This window comes from Snuella sedimenti, from assembly GCF_016428595.1.
Taxonomy (GTDB): domain Bacteria; phylum Bacteroidota; class Bacteroidia; order Flavobacteriales; family Flavobacteriaceae; genus Snuella; species Snuella sedimenti.
The window spans coordinates 47259-68284 of record NZ_JAELVQ010000016.1 but is presented as its reverse complement, the minus strand read 5'-3'; the positions used below and the strand labels follow the sequence as shown (position 1 = coordinate 68284).

Sequence of the window (21026 nt, the reverse complement as noted above, 5' to 3'; positions counted from 1 at the left end):
TACAAACAATGATAGACATAACAAAAATCTATGGGTTTAATTTCCCGACACCTATTCGGTTTGGTGCTGGCGTAATTAATGAATTGGTCGGTTATTTAAAAGCAAACGACCTTAAAAGACCATTGTTGGTAACCGATCCCAATGTGGCAGAATTAGCGTTTTTTAAAAAAATTAAAAACGATATTGAACAAAGCGGGTTGAGTGCAGAAGTATTTAAGGACATGCATAAAAACCCAGTTAAGTCGGATGTTATTAATGGAGGGGACATTTACCATCAAACTAATAGAGATTGTGTTATCGGAATTGGTGGTGGTGTAGCTTTGGATGTGGCCAGGGCTATTGTTTTACGTATTAACCATACAAGGGACCTTTTTGATTATGATGATTTAATTGGAGGTGATAAATATGTAACTGAGGATGTGCCGCATTTTATAACCGTTCCAACCACGGCAGGCACAGGAAGTGAAGTAGGGAGGAGTGCTATCATATCTGAAGATGATTCAAAGAAGAAAAGAATACTTTTTAGCCCAAAACTAATGGCTAAAATTGTATTTGCAGACCCATTATTAACTATGGAGTTACCACCTTTTATTACAGCAGCAACCGGTATGGATGCCTTAACGCATAATCTGGAGGCCTATTTGGCTAAAGGGTTTCATCCAATGTGCGATGGCATTGCACTAGAGGGGATGGCTCTCATAGCACAGTCTATAGAAAAAGCAACCCACAACCCCAATGTAGAATCACGGGCAAAGATGTTATTGGCCTCACTAATGGGAGCAGTAGCTTTTCAAAAAGGACTAGGCGTTGTACATAGTTTAGCCCACCCATTGTCTAGTATGTTGGACACGCATCATGGTTTGGCAAATGCAGTAAATCTTCCTTATGGAATGAAATTTAACTACAACGGATTTGAAGATCGATTTGATAGCATGGCAATGGCTCTGGGATTAGGAAATGATGCTGGAGATAAAGTAATTGATTATTTATTTGATATGAATACCCGATTAGAGCTTCCTTGTAAGCTATCAGATATCGGTGTAAAGGCATCACATGTAGAGGCGCTTTCAGCTTTGGCAGAAGCCGATTTTTGTCACCCTTCCAATCCGAAACCCGTGAGCAGGGCAGATTTTAAAAAGTTATACGAAGAAGCATTATAGTTATAAGATTATGATAAAAATAGGTATATCATCTTGTTTTATGTATCCCGATAAGAATCGTACCGTTTTTGGACCGAAAACCTTGAGTTATCTCGAAAACGATATGGCTAATTATGTAACCAGAAAAGGTATTTTACCCGTATTGATCCCTGATGTTAACGCCGATTGTTTAAATGATATTTTAGCCGAAATGGATGGTTTTGTGCTTCAAGGAGGCACCGATCTAGCACCAGAAACATATGGGGAAAAACCTATTGGAATCTGGAGCGGAGACCCATATAGAGATCAATACGAATTAAAGATTTTAGATTATGCCATCAAAAACAAAAAACCTGTATTGGGAATATGTAGAGGATTTCAGTTAATGAACGTTTATTTTGGAGGAACCCTTTTTCAAGATACACTTACACAAAAAACAGATGCCGAAGATCACCGCTCGGCAGAATTGTACGATACCATTAAACACCCTATACAGTTTGTAAAGGATAGTTATTTTGACAAACTGTACGGACATGAGGAACAACCACAGGTAAACTCTGTACATCATCAAGCTATAAAGGACTTAGGAAAAGATTTGGAAGTTTATGCGCTGTCTGATGACGGACTTATAGAGGCCTTTGGGTATACCAAAGAACCACAGGGCAAGGTAATGGCGGTACAATGGCATCCGGAGTTTTTTCATACCATTAAGGATCATTTGATTGATGCCGATGTGCTATACGAGGCCTTTTTACAGCATTTAAAATGAGACGTGCTATGTGTGACAATTAAAAAGCAATTATACAGAAACAGATGGAACTAAAAATAAAAAACCCTGCAACGGGGAAAACTATAACAGAATTGCAGGCAGATACGAAGCTTGATGTGCAAGTAAAGTTAAATACTTTGCGAAAAGGACAAAAGGAATGGGCTAGAAAACCATTGAAGGCACGTTTGGATTGTATTGTTAAGTTTGGAGAGCTAATTAAAGAAAATAGTGAAGCATTGGCGGCTATTTTAACAGAAGAAACAGGTAAGCCAATTCAGCAGTCACGTAACGAAATAAATGGAGCGCAAAATAGAATTGACCATTTAAGTCAATATGCAGCGCGATGGCTTTCTGATGAGGTTCTTGTTGATTCAGGAGCTACACATGAGAAAATAAGTTATGAGCCGCTTGGCGTTATAGCCAACATATCGGCATGGAATTTTCCATATAATGTAGGTTATAATGTGTTTTTATATGCTTTGGTTGCAGGTAATTCGGTCATGTACAAACCTTCAGAATATGCAGCCTTAACCGGAAAGCAGTTTGAAAAGTATTTGCACCTGGCAGGTGTTCCAGAAAATGTATTCCAATGTGTTATTGGTGATGGTAGTTTGGGACAAACACTTTTAGAAAATAATTTTGATGGTTACTTTTTTACGGGATCCTATGCAACGGGGAAGCATATAGCCCAATCGGTTGCACATAAGTTGGTACCGGTACAATTAGAACTAGGAGGTAAAGATCCTTTGTTTGTTACAGACGATGTCTTAGATATTAAACAGGCAGCTATTAATGTGGCCGAAGGAGCCTTCTATAATAACGGACAAAGCTGTTGTGCTGTTGAGCGTATTTATGTGTCCGAAAGTATTTATGACGCTTTTGTCGATGCCTTTGTAGAAGAAGTAGTATCCTATAAAATAGGAAACCCTATGCATGATGCTACCTTTATTGGACCATTAACACGCGGGCAGCAGATAGAATTTTTAGATAAGCAGGTAGCTGATGCTGTATCCAAAGGAGCCGTCTTAAAATTAGGAGGCCAGTCATTGGAAGAAGAAGGTAATTATTATAAACCAACAGTACTCGTTGATTGTAACCATGACATGAATGTTATGGTAGACGAGTCCTTTGGACCTATTATAGGTATCCAAAAAGTAGGATCAGATCAAGAAGCTATAGCTTTAATGAAAGATACAGCATACGGATTAACAGCAGCGGTGTTTTCTACTAGTGAACAACGTGCTATGGATATCTTACGTGACATGGATACGGGTACTGTTTATTGGAACTGTTGCGATCGGGTAAGCCCTAACGTACCTTGGTCGGGAAGAAAGAGTTCAGGTTTGGGCAGTACCTTGTCCTCACAAGGAATTAGGGCATTTGTACAGCCTAAGGCATATCACTTAAGAGTATTATAAATAGAGAACAAGTTACAATATTAACCTCAATACTACTTTTGTTTAAAATGTTGTGTTGGGGTTTTGTTAAAAATACAACTGCTCTACTCCAAAACGAAGGAATAAATTAAAGTATGTAATACCTAAGGTATTATATTTATTTTCTATGCACGCATAATAAATTTGGCTATATTTGAAAAAATATAGTAAAATGGAAACAGCTCTCACTCGGTTATTAAATATTAAGTATCCCATTATTCAAGCTCCCATGTTCCTGGTATCAAATACAGCCATGGTTATAGAAGCAATGAAAAGTGGGATTGCAGGCTGCATTCCAGCATTGAATTATAGAACATTGGAGGAATTAAGGGCATCCATTAGAGAACTTAAAGCAGCAAAAGTAGAAGGAGGTGCTTATGGCTATAATTTAATAGTTAATAAGTCTAATTTGAAATATAAAGATCAGTTACAGGTACTTTGTGAAGAAGGTTGTGATTTTATTATTACGTCTTTGGGAAGCCCACAAGAAACCATTAAAAAAGCCCATAAAGCAGGAATTAAAGTATTTTGTGATGTTACCGATTTACATTTTGCCCAAAAAGTGGAAGGTTTAGGAGCCGATGCAGCAATAGCTGTAAATAACAAGGCAGGAGGACATAGAGGGGAGTATTCACCAGAGGAATTAATTACACTATTAAAAAATAATTTATCCATACCAATTATTTCGGCTGGAGGCGTAGGCTGTAAGGCAGATGTAGATGAAATGTTACGTTATGGAGCAGCCGGTGTATCGGTTGGCAGTCCTTTTATAGCCTCTGTTGAAGCTGCCGTTACAGACGAATATAAACAAGCTTGTGTCGATTATGGAGCTGATGATATTGTTATGACCGAACGTATCTCAGGAACACCCTGTACGGTTATTAATACCCCTTACGTTCAAAAGGTAGGAACAAAGCAAACATGGTTGGAGTCCATTCTAAATAAAAATAGAAAGCTTAAAAAATGGGTAAAGATGATTCGATTTGCTATTGGAATGAATGCTACAAAGCAGGCTGCAACTAAAGTTACCTACAAAACAGTTTGGGTTGCAGGGCCAAGTATTGAGTACACTAAATCTATTTTACCTGTAAAGGATATTGTACGGCGCTTAATAAGTTAAACTTCTTATTTTTAATTTTTTACACTATTTTGATTACTATTTAACGTATTTCAACGGTATTTTTATGCATTTAATCGTTTTGTTTAAGTTTTTTACTAAATAATTAAACAAAAACATTATGTTTGATAAAAATAAAAATAAGTTAAACAAAAAAACGAATATCATGAGAACAAGAACTAAAAGCCCCCAAATTAGTATTGTAACAAATTTGAGAATCATAGCATTCCTTGTTTTGTCATTAATTGTTTTATCTTGTAGCACAGATGAAGCGGTTAATATTGAGCCTAGTAGTAGCGATATGTCTATAGTGGAAGTCCTTAAGAATTTTAATTCGGTAGACGTTACTTCTTCAAATGCTATTGTCAATAAGAATTCCAATAAAGGAAATAAACCTACTTTTAGGACACTAAGTGTAGCTTTAGCTCGAACAGGTTTGGCGGGCACTGTATCATCTAACATGTTAACAGTGTTTGCACCAAGTGATGCCGCTTTTGCTAAGTATGATCTCGATCAAACTAATATCGCATCAGTTCCAAATTTAGAGGCAATTTTGTTATATCATGTATTGGCCGGAAAAATTTATAGTAACCAATTGGCTAATGGTTTCTTTCCAACTTTGAATGAAGCTGCTATAGAAGTGAATTTGGATCAAGGTGTTATGGTTAATAGTGCTAATGTTGATGTTAATTTCGTCGATATTAAAGCTAGAAATGGTGTTATACATGTTATTGATGATATTTTATTTCCTCCAACTTCAAATTTGGTTGCGTTAGCTATAGAAAGTTTTGGAATGGAATCATCTATTGTTAAGGCTGTGATTAAGGCTGATTTAACCAGTACACTGGCCGAGGGCGGTCCCTTCACCGTTTTTGTGCCAACAGAACAGGCATTTACCGACTTAATAATGGAACTTAATGATCCAGCTATAAATTCAGTTGACGATCTTCCGGCGGATTTACTGGGAGCAGTTTTAATGTATCACGTGGTAGAAGGTCGTGTTTTTTCAAGTGATTTGTCTAGTGGGGCGATAGAAACCTTAAATGGAACATTTGATTTAAACCTTGGTACATTAACCATTACAGATGCCAATGGCAGGGAATCTATGTTGGTTGCCAACGGCTTAAACATACAGGCTACAAATGGCGTAGTACACTTGATTGATAAAGTGCTTTTGCCATAAGGGATTTTAAACAGTCTCTTAGGTTAAAGGTTGGTTGGTTTGTAAGAAGGCCCGGTACATATGTTCATGTATCGGGCCTTTTTTAAAAACGCACTTATTTTACTGCAATCATACTAATTTCCACATTTACATTTTTTGGCAAACGGGCTACTTGTACTGTTTCTCTAGCAGGCGCATTAACTTCATTGAAGTAACTGCCATAAATAGCATTTATTTGGGAAAAATCATCCATGTTGCTTATAAATATAGATGATTTTATAACGTTATCGAAAGTCATATCAGCAGCTTCTAAAACCGCTTTTAAATTAGACATTACCTGAGTGGTTTCGGCTTTTATAGAGTCTAGGACAAGATCTCCCGTTTCAGGATTTAGTGCTATTTGACCAGAGGTATATAAGGTATTTCCGCTTAGTATAGCCTGACTATAAGGTCCAATTGGAGCGGGCGCATTTACTGTTGTAATAACTTTTTTCATCTGTTTAAATTTTATTGTTTTTCATAGGTCAGATGTAATTCGCCAATAATCATCTCGGTGGGTATCAAGATTTGTTATGGCTCATTTCATATTATAGGATTTTATGCTTAAGAGCGAACGTTTTTAAAGTCGTTGATCGGGTTGTCTACGTTTCTCATATTTAAGATCTTTTAAGATGCTCGACTTAATACCAATAAAGAAATTCCATGATGATCGGCTGCTAAAAGGTATCCAGCTAAAATTCATGCGCCAACTCAATAGGTCGCGTTCAAAACGCAATTGCGTATAGGTAAAACCAGCATTTTTTAAATCGTAACCAGATGACGCACCAACAGACCATTTGGGTGATAACTCTAATTCTCCAGAAAACATCAACGAATGCGAAGATATTTCATTCTGGCGTCTGGAGTTGGAATAATTAACCGCATAGGCAATGCGCAAACTCCAAGGAATTGGACTATTGTAAAGCGCGCTAGGGGTCTCTTCTTCCTTATCATCTTCATTAAGCTTGCTATTGGCAAAATCTTCAGAAACCCCAAATAAATCATCATCACGACCACCACTTCTTACGTTTTCTTCAATACCCTTTGATTTCTTATCTTTTTTGTCTCCTTTCTTACTGGAAAGAGACCAAATTGTTGTTAGATTGGCACTGGTTAATCTAAACAAGCTACCGCCATTGTCAATATTGAATTTATCAATTCTATTATTGTTGTTGTCCAATGCATACGGATCCATTGTAGCACCAAAATTAACGTTCATCTTGTTGTTAAAGAGCTGTGTGCCACCACTCATTCTAACAGGGCTCCATTGGAGTGAATCCCCTGCAAAATTGTAGGATGTCGAAAAATTCAGGTTGTTAAGGATGGTAATCTTTTTAGGTTTTGTAGCAGTACTATCCCTGTCACGAACTTTAGCTTCAATGTTATTAGAAACCGAAATCCCCATTGAGCTGGAGAAATTTTTATTAGGAGTTCCAAATACACCACTTTCAAAGCGGCTATATTCCACATCACTGGTAGTAAGACCGTCGGCACTTATAACTTCATAACTGTCATAATACTTGTCGAAGGCTGGGTTAATATTATAACTTATAGAAGGTCTTATAACATGGCGAATAGCCTGTATCTTACGGTCTTTTCCCTCCTTTTGAAAATCGAACATACCATAAATAGTTGTCCCTAAGCTCGTACTAAAATTATAAGTTCTAAAAGAATCAAAACCGTTAACATCTTCAACGACCTCCCTTCTTTCAATTGGGTCAAAGGATTTATTGATGGTTTTAAAAGTCCAAACCTCATTATAGTTAGTACTAGCACTTAAACTAAAATACTTAAACAGTTTAAAGTTAGTACTCAAAGGTATACTGTGTTGGAAACCTGCCCGGGCATCGTCAAACATTTCCTTTTTAAAGAAAAGGGAATCGGTTGTTTGTATTCTGTTTTCCCCTCTTACATTGTACTGGAGGTTTACGTTTTGAATGATTCCTTTTTTAGAACCGGTTTTTGATGCAAAAGGGTACATTCTACCAACGCTTCCCTGAAACGTAGGGAGTGTCATATTTATTTGTTCCGTATTGGTATTCTGTGAGTGCGTGGCCGTTAGGCTAAAGTTAACTTGAGGTTCTCCATGAAAGGTTTTTGAATACGAAACAGATGACGATAACGTGTTATTTAAAAAAGCCCCCGTATTAATTTGGTTAATGGACGAGCGGTAATAAGTACTACTACCTAAGTTAACCGATGCCGAAAAACGCGAGTTCGGATTGGATTTAGAATCCTGACTATGCGACCAACGGATGTTGTAAATCGTGTTTTTTGAATAATCGGGGAATCCACGTTCACTGTTTATCAAATTTTCATAACGAAAACCGATATTTCCCCTAAACTTATAGCGCTTGGAATAGGTGCTTTCCATACGCATACCATAACTGCCATTGGTATAATAATCACCCAATACAGCCAAATCTATATAATCATTTATGGCAAAATAGTAACCTCCATTTTGTAAAAAATAACCCCGATCGTTTTGTTCCCCAAAACTAGGTATAATCACACCTGAAGTATGTTTTTCCGTTTGAGGAAAAAAACCAAACGGTAAGCCTAAAGGGGTTGGTACATCATAAAAAAACAAGTTAGCCAATCCGGTAACAATTTTTTTACCAGGTACAATTTTGGCTTTTCTTAGTTTGATATAATACTCAGGGTCTTCAAGGTCTTCCGCTGTAGTGTATTTGGCATTTTTTAAAAAATAAACAGAATCGTTTTCTTTTTTTGTAATGTTGGCTATTACAGTCCCTTCACCTTGTTCGGTCTTAGAATTGTATATAAGTGCCTTTTGTGATTTAGTGTTAAAAACAATGGAATCGGGCTCTACCACATTACTGCCCTGCGTAAATACCGGGGCTTGTGTATAAGTGCCAACAGTGTCTACAATACCTCTAGCATATACGGTATTGGTATTGTAGTCTACAATAATGCTTCCAGCTTTTATGTTCATATCCCCATAATCAATAACAGCTTCGTTGTAGAGATAAAGTTTGTGCTTTTTTTGGTTGAATTTGGTTGTGTCTGTGGCACTATACTTCACAATGTACTCCAACAATTCTTTTTTAGGTTTTATAGAATCTGTTTGGATGGAGTCCTGTTCCTTTTCGCTTATTTGGGGAGCCAGTAGGCTATCATTTACCTTGATAACCTTTGTATCTCTAACACGCGGTTTTATAGAATCTTGCTTTGTCGGAATATCTTGGGCAAAGCTTAACGTGTTAATAAACACTGTAAAACTTAATGCAAAAAGTATTTTAAAGTTGTTTGTATGCAACGCTTTTAAATGTATTTTTGTAAAAGTATGGCTCGGTTTTTGAAAAGCCAAAATTACATATATTTTTCTGGGATTGATTTATTATTTAACGAAAAATTTAAAATTAAAATAAACCTATATTTTAAGTCGTTAAGAATGTTTATGGAAATCCATTTATGTAGCATTTGTTCATTTTGGAGCTTGATTTACAGTTTTAATTGGCTTAAATATTTTTGATATACCTCATGAAAACGCACAAAGCATTACGTTTCGTATCTCTTATCTCATTATTAACATTTTTAATCTTTATTAATGTTGGTTATGGACAGGACAGTGACAAGTTTATTGTTGTACTGGATGCAGGTCATGGTGGAGATGATCCAGGTAATTTGGGAAACGGTTTTAAAGAAAAAGATATAGCCCTAAAGATTGTTTTGGAAGTTGGTAAACAGCTAGAGCAAACTCCAGGTGTAAAAGTGATATATACGCGTAAATCCGATGTATTTATAGGATTGAAAGATAGAGGTAAAATTGCAAACAAAGCAAATGCCGATTTATTTGTTTCTGTACATTGTAATGCACACGGCTCTCAGGCTCATGGAACCGAAACATTTGTTTTGGGAACGCATAGGAATCAAACAAATTTTGAAGTAGCCAAGCGGGAGAATTCAGTAATTTTTTTAGAAGACAATTATGAAGAAAACTATGGTGGTTTTGACCCAAACTCTCCCGAATCTGTGATGAGTATATTATTGAGCCAAGAGGAGTTTTTGGATCAAAGTATTATGCTGGCTAGTTTGATCCAAAAAAAGTTTACTGAAAAGTTGAAACGAAAAAACAGAGGTGTTAAACAGGCAGGTTTTGTGGTTTTACATCAAACAGTCATGCCCAGTGTTTTAGTAGAAACAGGGTTTTTAACGTATAAGAACGAAGGAAGTTATCTAAATTCAAAAAAAGGGCAATCGGAAATCTCTGCCGCAATAAGCAAAGCTGTTTTGGAATATAAAAAGTCATTGGACAATAATGTAGGTGATGTGACTTTTGTTGAAACACCTGAAACAGAAGAAACTGGGCTGCAAAGCGAAATTTTGAGTGATATCATTTTTAAAGTGCAAATAGCAACAGGATCGAAAGCTTTGGAACCTAAAGCCTACAATTTTAAAGGCTTGCAGGATGTGTCTCGGGTTAAAGAAGGCACTTTGTATAAATATTATTACGGAGAAACTTCCGACTACAATAAAACAAAAACCCTGTTAGAAGTAGCTAAAAAGAAAGGCTATGCTTCTAGTTTTGTTGTCGCTTTTAAAAATGGTAAAAAAGTGGCTTTAACCGAAGCGATAAAAACAGCTACAAATTAGGCTTATTCTTGTTAAAATTATTTTAAATTTGTGGCTTAAACATATGTATTTTGAAAATATCAAAAGAAGTTAAAACCGGCGTATTAGTATTATCAGGCATTCTCCTTTTTATTTTTGGGTTTAATTATTTAAAAGGCCAAAATTTACTCGGTACCACCCGAACGTATCTGGTCGTTTACGATAATGTGGAAGGCTTAACATCTTCGGCTCCAGTCACAATCAATGGATTAACTGTTGGAAAAATTACCGAAATTAATTTTAAAGGTGATGGTTCTGGAAAGTTACAAGTAAAATTACTGATTGATAGCGACTTTCAATTTTCTAAAAATAGCAAGGCAGAGCTGTATGAAACAGGACTAATAGGAGGTAAGGCTATTGCTATTGTACCAGCATTCGACGGTGCCGAAGAAGCCCAAAACGGCTCTTATTTGGACGGAACAATGAAGGCAGGTTTAACCGAATTAGTTAACCAGCGACTAACACCACTTCAAGAAAAAATAGAACGGGTCATGGCAAGTACAGATGTGCTGTTAGCTAATTTGAATGACGTTTTTGACGAAGAAACTAAAGGAAATTTAAAAACAGGTATAGCGGGTTTAAGCGAAGTAATAACTAATTTTAAAGCAACATCAAAGTCTATAGATAGGCTTGTTGTTAGTAGTGAGGACAAATTAAAGAATACCTTGTCTAATGTCGATAGCATTTCAGGTAATTTGTCGAAAGTAACAGAGGCTTTAGCAGATGCAGACTTAAAGCAAATCACAAATAATTTGGAAACGACCCTTAAAAGTTTTGATGTCATATTGGCTGGTTTGGAAAAAGGAGAAGGCTCGATGGGCAAGTTGTTAAAGGACGACGCTTTATATAATAACCTTACAGGAGCATCCAAAGAAATGGAAGCACTTTTAGAAGATATTAAACTGCACCCTAAGCGTTATTTTAGAATTTTGTCAAAAAAAGAAATTCCTTATACAGCGCCACAAACCAATTAATTGATCATGGGATATTTACCTAATATATTTTTCGTAATTGTACTAGTTGTTGGTATAGGTTACTTTGCAAGAAATGTAAAAAAGCTTATTCGAAATATTAAATTAGGGCAAAAAGTAGATGTTAGTGATAACAAGCCGCAGCGGTGGAAAAATATGATAAACATTGCGTTGGGACAGGGCAAAATGGTACGCCGTCCCATTGCTGGTATATTGCACATAATAGTTTATTTGGGCTTTATAATCATTAACATTGAAGTTTTAGAGATTATTATAGATGGTGTACTGGGGACGCATCGTATTTTTTCGGTCTTGGGACTGTTTTATGGGGTTTTAATAGCCTCTTTCGAAATATTGGCAGTACTAGTCTTAGTAGCCGTTATTGTTTTCTGGATACGAAGAAACATTATTAAACTACGACGCTTTTGGAGTTTAGAAATGACTAGTTGGCCAAAGCAGGATGCCAACTACATTTTGTATTTCGAAATGGTACTTATGTGCTTGTTTTTAGTTATGAATGCTACCGATGTCATGTTTCAAGAAGCGGGTTCCGGTAATCTAATCAGCCAGCATATTGCAGCTTGGTTTAGTGGGCTCCCAGAAAGCACACTGCACATAATAGAACGAAGTGCTTGGTGGCTACATATTATAGGTATTTTGGTCTTCTTGAATTATTTATATTTCTCTAAACATTTACATATTCTATTGGCATTTCCTAATACCTACTACGGAAAGTTAGCCCCAAAGGGCCAGTTCAATAATTTAGAGGCCGTAACAAAAGAGGTAAAGATGATGATGGATCCCAATGTCGATCCATTTGCAGCTCCCGAGAATGGTGAAGAAGAGGATATGCCTGCTAAATTTGGCGCCAGTGATGTACAGGACTTAAGTTGGGTACAATTATTGAGTGCATATACATGTACCGAGTGCGGACGTTGTACAAGTGAGTGTCCCGCAAATCTAACGGGTAAAAAGTTATCGCCTCGCAAAATAATGATGGACACCCGCGATCGCTTAGAGGAAGTAGGCAAAAATATCGATGCTAATAATGGTGAATTTAAGGACGATGGGAAGCAGTTGTTGGGTGATTATATTTCGACAGAAGAGCTTTGGGCATGTACAACATGTAACGCTTGCGTAGAGGCTTGCCCTGTAAGCATCGACCCGTTATCAATTATTTTAGAAATGCGCCGTTACTTGGTAATGGAGCAAAGTGCAGCGCCAATAGAACTAAATAATATGATGACTAATATAGAAAATAACGGAGCACCATGGCCTTATAACCAAATGGATAGGCTAAAGTGGAAAGACGAATAACATATCTGGGCGTTACCCTAACGGGTCGGGCTTTCGGCAGTCGCTCTCTACGAGTAGCTCCAACAAAGCCTTAATCCCTAACGCAAAACCTAAAAATTAATAAACGCACGACATGAGCGAAACCTTAAAAGTACCAACCATGGCAGAATGTATGGCCGAAGGCAGACAGCCGGAAATTTTATTCTGGGTGGGTTCTGCAGGAAGTTATGACGATAGAGCTAAAAAAATAACCAAGGCCTTCGTTAAAATCCTTAATAAGGCAAATGTCGATTTTGCGGTTTTAGGTACAGAAGAAAGCTGTACGGGAGATGTGGCTAAACGTGCAGGTAATGAATTCTTATTCCAAATGCAGGCAGTAAGCAATATAGAAGTGCTAAATGCCTACGAGGTCAAGAACATTGTAACCGCCTGTCCGCACTCTTATAATACCTTAAAAAATGAGTATCCACAGTTAGGAGGGCATTATCAAGTACAGCATCATACCCAATTTATTAATAAATTAATAAAAACGGGGCGATTAAAAGTTAAAGCAGAGAATGCGCTTAAAGGAAAACGTATCACGTTTCATGACCCTTGTTATTTAGGTCGTGCAAATAATGTATACGAAGCACCAAGAGAATTATTAAAAACCTTAGGTGTGGAATTGGTAGAAATGAAGCGTAACCGACAAACAGCTCTTTGCTGTGGAGCAGGAGGAGCACAAATGTTTAAAGAACCCGAAAAAGGAGATAAGGATGTTAATGTGCTACGAACAGAGGACGCTCTGGAAACACAACCTGGTATTATCGCAACCGGCTGCCCGTATTGCAATACCATGATGACCGATGGTGTAAAAGCTAAAGAAAAAGAAACCGAAATTGCGGTTTTAGATGTTGCCGAGTTAATTGCTGATGCCCAAGAAGCATAAATGTTATATTGAGGAGGTGTAGCATCTTTTAAATTAATTTTTATTTAAAAAAATGTTAGTAGATTTTAATACATTACCAGAAGAATCACGTGTTTGGGTTTACCAAGCCAATAGATCGTTTACCGATGTAGAAATAGAAGAAATAAGTGCTAAGTTAGATCAGTTTATCGAAAACTGGACAGCACACGGTGGAGACTTGCAAGCTGGTTATCTTGTTAAATATAAGCGATTTATCGTTTTAGGGCTTAATCAAAACTTGAATAAAGCTACAGGATGCTCTATCGATGCCTCGGTTCATTTTATTCAACAATTGGAAAAAGAGTATAAAGTCGATTTAATGGATAAAATGAATGTGTCTTATAAACAAGGACAATTTATAGCCTATAAGTCACTTATCGATTTTAAAAAAATGGCAAAGGACAAAGCAGTTTCCAAAAATACCATTGTCTTTAATAATTTGGTTACCAATATTGCGGAATTTAATACTAATTGGGAAGTACCAGCAAGCGACAGTTGGCACAGTCGGTTTTTAAAGTAAACCGAAGTGTTTTTACAAAAGCGGTTTAAGCTTTTTGGATTGAAATGAAAATGGATTGATTTGTGCCCAGATAAAGGTTTTTTTGAATCGCATAGATGGGCTTCGTGATGATAAAAGGACAAGATATGTGGGCAAAATGGCAAAATTTCAGCCAATTTTTAAAACTTGAATCACTTCATACATTTTAAATCTATCTTAAAGTTTTTTATCTTTTTTTTAAAAGTGTTATTTTGGCATGATTATTACGGCTAAAACCTGTCGTACCTAATTACTGTTTAAAATTTGTACACAAAAGAGTAGCATTTACTAAGGTGAGTTTTAAGCGGTGAGTGGTATTGTAACGTAATTAATCCATACCTATGCGTCAAATCTATATTTTAATACTTTTTATATCCGTTTACGTTTCTTCTTTTTCTCAAAGAGGTCTAAACCCATTATTGGCAGAAAATGAAGCATTACAAAAAAAATGGGTTGATAGTGTTTACAATACATTGACCCTGGCCGAAAAAGTAGGACAGTTGTATATGGTTCAAGTGATGTCGAATCAAGATACAGCAACCAAAAATAAGATCAAAGCTTTAATTAAAGAGCATCGTATTGGCGGCGTGATTTATTCACTTGGTGGACCGGTTAGGCAAGCTAAGTTGAATAATCAATTACAATCTCTTTCCAAATTACCATTACTTATAGGTATGGATGCAGAATGGGGCTTAAGTATGCGATTGGATTCTACATACGCTTTTCCTTGGAATATGACGTTGGGAGCTATTAAGGATAATAAGTTAATAGAACAAACCGGTAGACAAATAGGAGAACACTGTAAGCGTTTGGGAGTCCATTTTAATTTTGCGCCGGTTGTAGATATTAATACCAATCCATTAAACCCCATTATAGGAAATCGTTCCTTTGGTGAAGACAGGGATAATGTCACCGAGAAAGCACTTGCTTTTATGAAAGGGATGCAAAGTGCTGGTGTTTTGGCTAACGCCAAGCATTTTCCGGGGCACGGTGATACCGATCAAGACTCGCACAAAACTTTACCTACCATTAGCTTTAACGAAAAAAGAATAGACTCTATAGAGCTGTACCCTTATAGAAAACTCATCAATGAAGGTTTGTCTAGTGTAATGGTAGCACATTTAAATGTACCTAGTTTGGAACCACGATCGGGTTACCCGTCGTCCTTATCCAAGCACATCGTTACCGATATCCTTAAAGAGCGATTAAAGTTTCAGGGACTTATATTTACCGATGCACTAACAATGAAGGGAGCGTCTAATTTTAGTGAATCAGGCGATATTGATCTGGCAGCGTTTATGGCAGGTAATGATGTTATGTTGATGTCGGAAGATGTGGGTGTAGGTATTGCCAAAATAGTTGAAGCATACAATCAAGGCGTTATTTCTGAAGCACGGTTGGCACATTCTGTAAAAAAAGTTTTAAATGCTAAATATAAAGTAGGGTTGCACAACTATAAACCTACTGAGGTTTCTAATTTGCTAGCAGATCTAAATAGAATTCAAGACGATGTTTTGTGTGAGGAACTCATGGAGCATGCAATAACATTGGTAAAGAACAAAAATAATGTACTGCCATTACGAGATCTTGAAACAAAAGCAATAGCGTATGTTAAATTGGGAGATGATAGTGGTTCAACATTTTTCAAAGAACTAAAAAAATATGCTAAAGTTCATGAGGTTAAAGCCGATAAGCTCAACGAACTTATGAATAAATTACATCCCTATAATACGGTTATTGTAGGGTTTCACCGCTCGAATGCTACACCGTGGAAAGGCTATAAATTTACAAACCAGGAATTGGTATGGTTATACGAATTGGCAAGAACGCATCGTGTTATTTTAGATGTTTTTGTTAAACCCTATGCGCTTCTCGATTTAAAAACAATTGAGAATATTGAAAGTATTGTTGTTAGTTACCAGAATAGTACTGTTGCCCAACAAAAATCCGCACAACTCATTTTTGGAGCGATCCCATCAAAAGGTAACCTACCTGTTTCTGCTGGACCCTTTTTTAAGGCTGGCGATGGTATAGCGATCAATGCTATAAAAAGATTGAGCTACGGACTCCCAGAGCAAGTGGATATGAGTTCAGAAAAACTTAAGAAAATAGATTCGGTTGCCCAATATGCCATAAGAAAAAAAATGACTCCAGGTATTCAACTGTTGGTAGCGAGAAAAGGAAAAGTAATCTATAATAAGAATTTTGGAAAGCATACTTATAAAGGAAAGGAAAAAGTAGGCTTTGAAGATATATATGATGTGGCTTCCCTTACCAAAATATTGGGAACCTTACCTTTGTTAATGGAGTTGGAGGAACAAGGAGAGGTGTCGTTGGATAGTAAGCTTTCGGAGATCTTACCAGAGTATGAAAACTCAAATAAGGCAGATGTGACCATTAAAAGTATGCTGTCGCACTATGCACGCCTTAAACCGTGGATTCCGTTTTATTATGCCACTTTAGACTCTGTTACCAAAAAGCCCAGTCCAGAATATTATAGAACATCTTATAGTGATACGTTTAATATTGAGGTGGCTAAGAATTTATATTTAAAGCGCGATTATCAAGATACAATTCAAAAGATAATAAAGGAAACGGATTTATTAGAGCGTTTAAGGTATCGCTATAGTGATCTTCCCTATTATATCCTAAAGAAATTTATAGAGAACCATTACGATAGAACGCTTGATTTCCTTGTGCAAGAACACTTTTATAAGCCTTTAGGAGCCAATTATACTATGTATAACCCCTATCATAGGATAAGTAACAAAAAAATTGTGCCTACCGAGGAAGATGATTATTATCGATACCAAAAGGTACATGGTTACGTGCATGATATGGGAGCAGCCATGCAGAATGGGGTAGGAGGCCATGCGGGAATTTTTAGCAATGCTAACGATGTGGCCAAGATCATGCAAATGTATTTACAAAAAGGGTTTTACGGAGGAAAACGTTATTTTAAACAAGAAACCATCGATAAGTTTAATACTTGCTATTATTGCGATAATCATAACAGGCGCGGTGTAGGATTTGACAAACCCCAATTGGAAGAAGAAGGACCAACCTGTGGTTGTGTATCTATGACCAGCTTTGGACATTCCGGATTTACGGGAACCTATGCATGGGCTGATCCTGATTATGAAATTGTATATGTGTTTCTTGCTAATAGAACTTATCCTAATGCCGGTAAAAACTTATTGCTAAGAGAAAATATTAGAACAGAAATACAGCGTTTAATTTACGAAGCTATCGAAGATTAAGTTTATTCGGTATCATAGTAAGTTTTGGGCTAAAAGTGCTACAAATAGTTCAGTTGATCTAGGATCATTTAAAGAATGTAGAGGAAAAGGTAAAAGATTAAAATTTGATACAAAGCATCCATAACTATATATCTAGTCACACAAAGAAACCATAATGTGGATGTTTAAAAAAGAGTAATAAAGAAAGACATATGAAATGCCCATTAACAAAAAGTTGCAAAACCAACCGAAATCGAAGATTCACGAACTCCTATTTTCAAAATAAGAACACGTGAGTATATGATAATTTAGGCATCGCATCTGACCACTAAAAAACAATAAAATTTAAACAGATGAAACGAGCATTAAGAAATTTTAAAAATTACTTCACAAAAGGGAATGTTTAAAATTTTTAATGAGAGAACGAGTGTAAGGAGTGGTTGCACACGTTCTTAATTTTATAATTACAATAAAATCAATTAATTACTAAAATTTAAACGTGTGAAAATAGGAATCGTTTGTTATCCAACGTTTGGAGGGAGTGGTGTTGTAGCGACAGAGCTTGGTTTAGAACTCTCTAAACGAGGACATGAAATCCATTTTATAACATACAATCAGCCAGTACGACTGGAATTGTTAAGTAACAATGTGCATTATCACGAAGTTAATGTGCCAGAATACCCTTTGTTTCATTACCAGCCCTACGAATTGGCTTTGTCCAGTAAGTTGGTAGATATGGTTAAGCTGCATAAAATTGAAATTTTACACGTGCATTATGCGATCCCCCATGCCTATGCAGCATATATGGCTAAAAAAATATTGCTAGAATCAGGTATTTATGTGCCTATTGTTACCACCTTGCACGGTACCGATATTACACTTGTGGGAAGCCACCCTTTCTATAAACCCGCAGTAACCTTTAGTATCAATAAATCGGATGCCGTTACTACGGTCTCAAAAAGTTTAAAAGACGATACTTTACGGTTATTCGATATTAAAAACGACATAAGTGTTGTGCCTAATTTTATCGATTTGGATAAATATAACCATAGTTTTACAGATTGTCAGCGTGCTATGTTGGCTAAAGACGAGGAAAAAATAATTACCCACATTAGTAATTTAAGGGCAGTAAAGCGCGTACAGGATGTTATTAGTATCTTTTATAATATTCAAAAGAAAATGCCGGCAAAACTCATGCTTGTTGGAGAAGGGCCAGAACGGGAAAAGATAGAACGGCACTGCCAGGAATTAGGAATAACAGATAAAGTGGTGTTTTTTGGTAGAAGCAATGAAATAGATAAAATACTCTGTTTTAGTGATCTGTTTTTACTGCCTTCAAAAACAGAAAGTTTTGGATTGGCCGCATTAGAAGCTATGGCCTCTGGTGTTCCGGTAATATCTAGTAATACTGGTGGCATTCCAGAAGTGAACATACATGGGGTTTCGGGATATTTGAGCAATGTTGGTGATGTTGAGGATATGACCAAGAATGCTCTGTATATTTTGAGTGATGAAGAACACTTAAAGCAGTTTAAGGACAACGCAAGAAAAGAGTCTTTAAAATTTGATCTTCATAAAATTGTGCCTCAATACGAAGCTATCTATGAAGATACCCTTGCCAAATGTTTGGTGATGTAACTATTAGTAAACGTTACTATTTAGATTTCTTTTTAGGTTTACTTGCTTTTGCCAAGGGGTTGAAAGAAAGACATAAGCTTAACCAATAAGCTAAGTCTTCATCGGTATCAAAGCCCTCTGGGGTAACAAAAATATAGCCTTTCATGGGGCGTCCCGTAAAGTCCATTGGTAAACATTGCGGTTTTACAAGTTCTTCTTCATAAGCCTCGGGTCCAATACGGGCCATTAACAGGTTATCACCGTATTTTTTATCGGTATGAATGCCACAAAGCATTTTGTTGTCTACTTTAAAGCACAATCCCCCCATCATTTTAAGTTCAGAAAAGGGAACATGCATTTCATGCAAGTGTTGTCTAATTCTATCTGCTAAATATGCGTCGTAGGCCATTCTATTTGCAATTAAGTGTTTGTACTACAAGTAAATTTAATACATTTATAACATTAACCAGCAAACCATATGAACCAAATTGATACGATTATTGCAGATTTTGCTTCGGCTGTCTGGGATTTACCGTTATTAATTTTGTTGATTGGAGGTGGTTTGTATTTGTTGTTGCTTTCTAAATTCCTGCCCTTTCGCTTTATTGGGCATGCCATTGAGATATTACGAGGAAAATATGATGACCCAAATGATCCCGGACAAATTAGCCATTTTCAAGCTCTAACAACAGCCCTATCGGCTACAGTAGGCATGGGGAATATAGCGGGTGTTGCAGTAGCGATTTCTATTGGTGGTCCAGGTGCTGTTTTTTGGATGTGGGTTAGTGCCATCATTGGCATGTCTACAAAATTTTATACCTCAACTTTAGCCATTATGTATCGGGGTAAAGATAGTCACGGTGAACTACAGGGAGGGCCTATGTATTTTATTACCGAAGGTTTGGGGAAGTCATGGAAACCATTGGCTGTTATGTTCAGTATTTGTGGATTGGTTGGTGCCTTACCTGTTTTTAATGTAAACCAGTTAACGCAAGCTGTTAATGATATCTTGTTGATATCTAATGGTATAGAGGTAGGGCTGTATTCTAGTTTAATAATCGGATTTGTTTTGGTAGCTGTTACCGCTTTGGTTATTCTAGGAGGTTTACAGCGTATAAGTAAAACCGCATCAAGGTTAGTGCCAGCAATGGTAGTGCTTTATTTTGTATTAGTATTGATTGTTCTTGGTGTTAACATTGATGTGCTTCCAAAATATATCATATTGATTTTTACTGATGCTTTTGCTGCCGAAAATTTTATGGGCGATGCTTTTTTAGGCGGTATGTTAGGTGGTTTAATTTTATTAGGAATCCGACGTGGGGCTTTTTCTAATGAAGCAGGTATAGGAACAGCACCTATGGCTCATGGTGCGGCAAGAACCGATGAACCTGTACGGGAAGGCTTGGTAGCCATGTTAGGACCTGCTATCGATACTTTGATAGTATGTACACTAACGGCTTTAGCAATTTTGGTTACCGGGGTTTGGCAAACGACAGATGCCAATGGTGTTACTTTAACGGCTTCAGCTTTTTCTGAAGCCATGCCGGGAATAGGTAAATATCTACTGCTTTTATGTATAAGTATTTTTAGTATGTCATCCTTGTTCTCATATGCCTATTATGGCACTAAATGCATGGGTTTTTTGTTTGGAGCCAGTAAAAAATATTACTATAATTATTTTTATATTGTTAGCATATTGCTAGGTGCAACCACATCATTGAATATGATGATAAACCTTATCGATGCCTTTTTTGCTTTAATGGCCATACCAACCATGGTAGCAACTATTATTATGGCACCACGAGTCACTAAAGAAATAAAGAGCTATATTAAACAACTAAAATGAATAAACTATGAAGAAAAACGATCATGCAATTGCTTATTGGAAAGAAAATATCAGGTATGTTCTTATCCTATTGACCATATGGTTTTTGGTTTCCTATGGAGCAGGTATTCTTTTTAAGGATGCCCTAAATCATATAAGGTTAGGCGGATTTAAATTAGGATTTTGGTTTGCTCAACAAGGATCCATGTATGTGTTTGTTGTACTCATATTTGTTTACGTACGCTTAATGAACAAACTTGATAAAAAATATGGTTATGATAAGTAATGTGATATTGT

General features: G+C 36.6%; 17 protein-coding genes. 14 read left to right on the top strand and 3 right to left on the bottom strand.

The features are described 5' to 3' along the window. The first annotated feature begins 8 nt into the window (after positions 1-8). The 5 genes from JF259_RS12305 (at position 9) to JF259_RS12285 (ending at position 5644) form a co-directional block, all read left to right on the top strand. The gene (locus JF259_RS12305) at positions 9-1160 is read left to right on the top strand and encodes an iron-containing alcohol dehydrogenase (protein ID WP_199115630.1); all 1152 of its coding nucleotides are present in this window, start codon (positions 9-11) and stop codon (positions 1158-1160) included. Positions 1161-1170: 10 nt separating this feature from the next. Continuing rightward, the gene (locus tag JF259_RS12300) at positions 1171-1908 is read left to right on the top strand and encodes a gamma-glutamyl-gamma-aminobutyrate hydrolase family protein (protein ID WP_199115629.1); all 738 of its coding nucleotides are present in this window, start codon (positions 1171-1173) and stop codon (positions 1906-1908) included. Positions 1909-1952: 44 nt separating this feature from the next. Then, positions 1953-3326, top strand: a complete 1374-nt coding sequence (locus JF259_RS12295) for an aldehyde dehydrogenase family protein (protein WP_199115628.1) — start codon at positions 1953-1955, stop codon at positions 3324-3326. Positions 3327-3516: 190 nt separating this feature from the next. After that, positions 3517-4464, top strand: coding sequence for an NAD(P)H-dependent flavin oxidoreductase (locus tag JF259_RS12290; RefSeq protein WP_199115627.1), 948 nt, complete (start codon positions 3517-3519; stop codon positions 4462-4464). Between the two features lie 163 nt (positions 4465-4627). After that, positions 4628-5644, top strand: a complete 1017-nt coding sequence (locus JF259_RS12285; RefSeq protein WP_199115626.1) for a fasciclin domain-containing protein — start codon at positions 4628-4630, stop codon at positions 5642-5644. A gap of 94 nt (positions 5645-5738) precedes the next feature. Here JF259_RS12285 and JF259_RS12280 read toward each other — a convergent pair whose 3' ends face one another. Further along, entirely contained in the window at positions 5739-6119 is a 381-nt protein-coding gene (locus JF259_RS12280; RefSeq protein WP_199115625.1) for a RidA family protein, read from the bottom strand. Between the two features lie 123 nt (positions 6120-6242). Further along, on the bottom strand, positions 6243-8993 hold the full coding sequence (locus JF259_RS12275; protein ID WP_199115624.1) for a putative LPS assembly protein LptD: 2751 nt from the start codon (positions 8991-8993) through the stop codon (positions 6243-6245). 173 nt (positions 8994-9166) lie between these two features. Between JF259_RS12275 and JF259_RS12270 the strand changes: the two genes are divergently transcribed. From JF259_RS12270 to bshA, 7 genes are all read left to right on the top strand, one after another. After that, complete coding sequence (locus JF259_RS12270) at positions 9167-10279, top strand: N-acetylmuramoyl-L-alanine amidase family protein (protein ID WP_199115623.1); 1113 nt, start codon at positions 9167-9169, stop codon at positions 10277-10279. A gap of 50 nt (positions 10280-10329) precedes the next feature. Beyond that, positions 10330-11271 carry an MlaD family protein gene (locus JF259_RS12265; RefSeq protein ID WP_199115622.1) on the top strand — a complete coding sequence of 314 codons (942 nt, stop codon included), beginning with the start codon at positions 10330-10332 and terminating at the stop codon, positions 11269-11271. A 6-nt stretch (positions 11272-11277) separates the two neighbouring features. Next, positions 11278-12585 (top strand): (Fe-S)-binding protein, encoded by a 1308-nt coding sequence (locus tag JF259_RS12260; protein WP_199115621.1) that lies wholly within the window; start codon positions 11278-11280, stop codon positions 12583-12585. A 112-nt stretch (positions 12586-12697) separates the two neighbouring features. Beyond that, positions 12698-13492 (top strand): (Fe-S)-binding protein, encoded by a 795-nt coding sequence (locus tag JF259_RS12255; RefSeq protein WP_199115620.1) that lies wholly within the window; start codon positions 12698-12700, stop codon positions 13490-13492. 52 nt (positions 13493-13544) lie between these two features. Next, positions 13545-14030, top strand: a complete 486-nt coding sequence (locus tag JF259_RS12250; RefSeq protein ID WP_199115619.1) for an ABC transporter ATPase — start codon at positions 13545-13547, stop codon at positions 14028-14030. A gap of 359 nt (positions 14031-14389) precedes the next feature. Continuing rightward, on the top strand, positions 14390-17308 hold the full coding sequence (locus tag JF259_RS12245) for a glycoside hydrolase family 3 N-terminal domain-containing protein (protein ID WP_199115618.1): 2919 nt from the start codon (positions 14390-14392) through the stop codon (positions 17306-17308). Between the two features lie 480 nt (positions 17309-17788). Continuing rightward, positions 17789-18925: an N-acetyl-alpha-D-glucosaminyl L-malate synthase BshA gene (gene bshA, locus JF259_RS12240; protein WP_199115617.1), complete on the top strand. Its 1137-nt coding sequence runs from the start codon at positions 17789-17791 to the stop codon at positions 18923-18925. Between the two features lie 16 nt (positions 18926-18941). Here the strand turns inward: bshA and JF259_RS12235 are convergent, their stop codons facing one another. After that, positions 18942-19313 carry a TfoX/Sxy family protein gene (locus JF259_RS12235; protein WP_199115616.1) on the bottom strand — a complete coding sequence of 124 codons (372 nt, stop codon included), beginning with the start codon at positions 19311-19313 and terminating at the stop codon, positions 18942-18944. 69 nt (positions 19314-19382) lie between these two features. Between JF259_RS12235 and JF259_RS12230 the strand changes: the two genes are divergently transcribed. Both JF259_RS12230 and JF259_RS12225 read left to right on the top strand, forming a co-directional pair. Further along, the gene (locus JF259_RS12230; protein WP_199115615.1) at positions 19383-20750 is read left to right on the top strand and encodes an alanine/glycine:cation symporter family protein; all 1368 of its coding nucleotides are present in this window, start codon (positions 19383-19385) and stop codon (positions 20748-20750) included. Between the two features lie 7 nt (positions 20751-20757). Next, positions 20758-21015 (top strand): DUF4212 domain-containing protein, encoded by a 258-nt coding sequence (locus JF259_RS12225; RefSeq protein WP_199115614.1) that lies wholly within the window; start codon positions 20758-20760, stop codon positions 21013-21015. Positions 21016-21026: the final 11 nt, after the last annotated feature.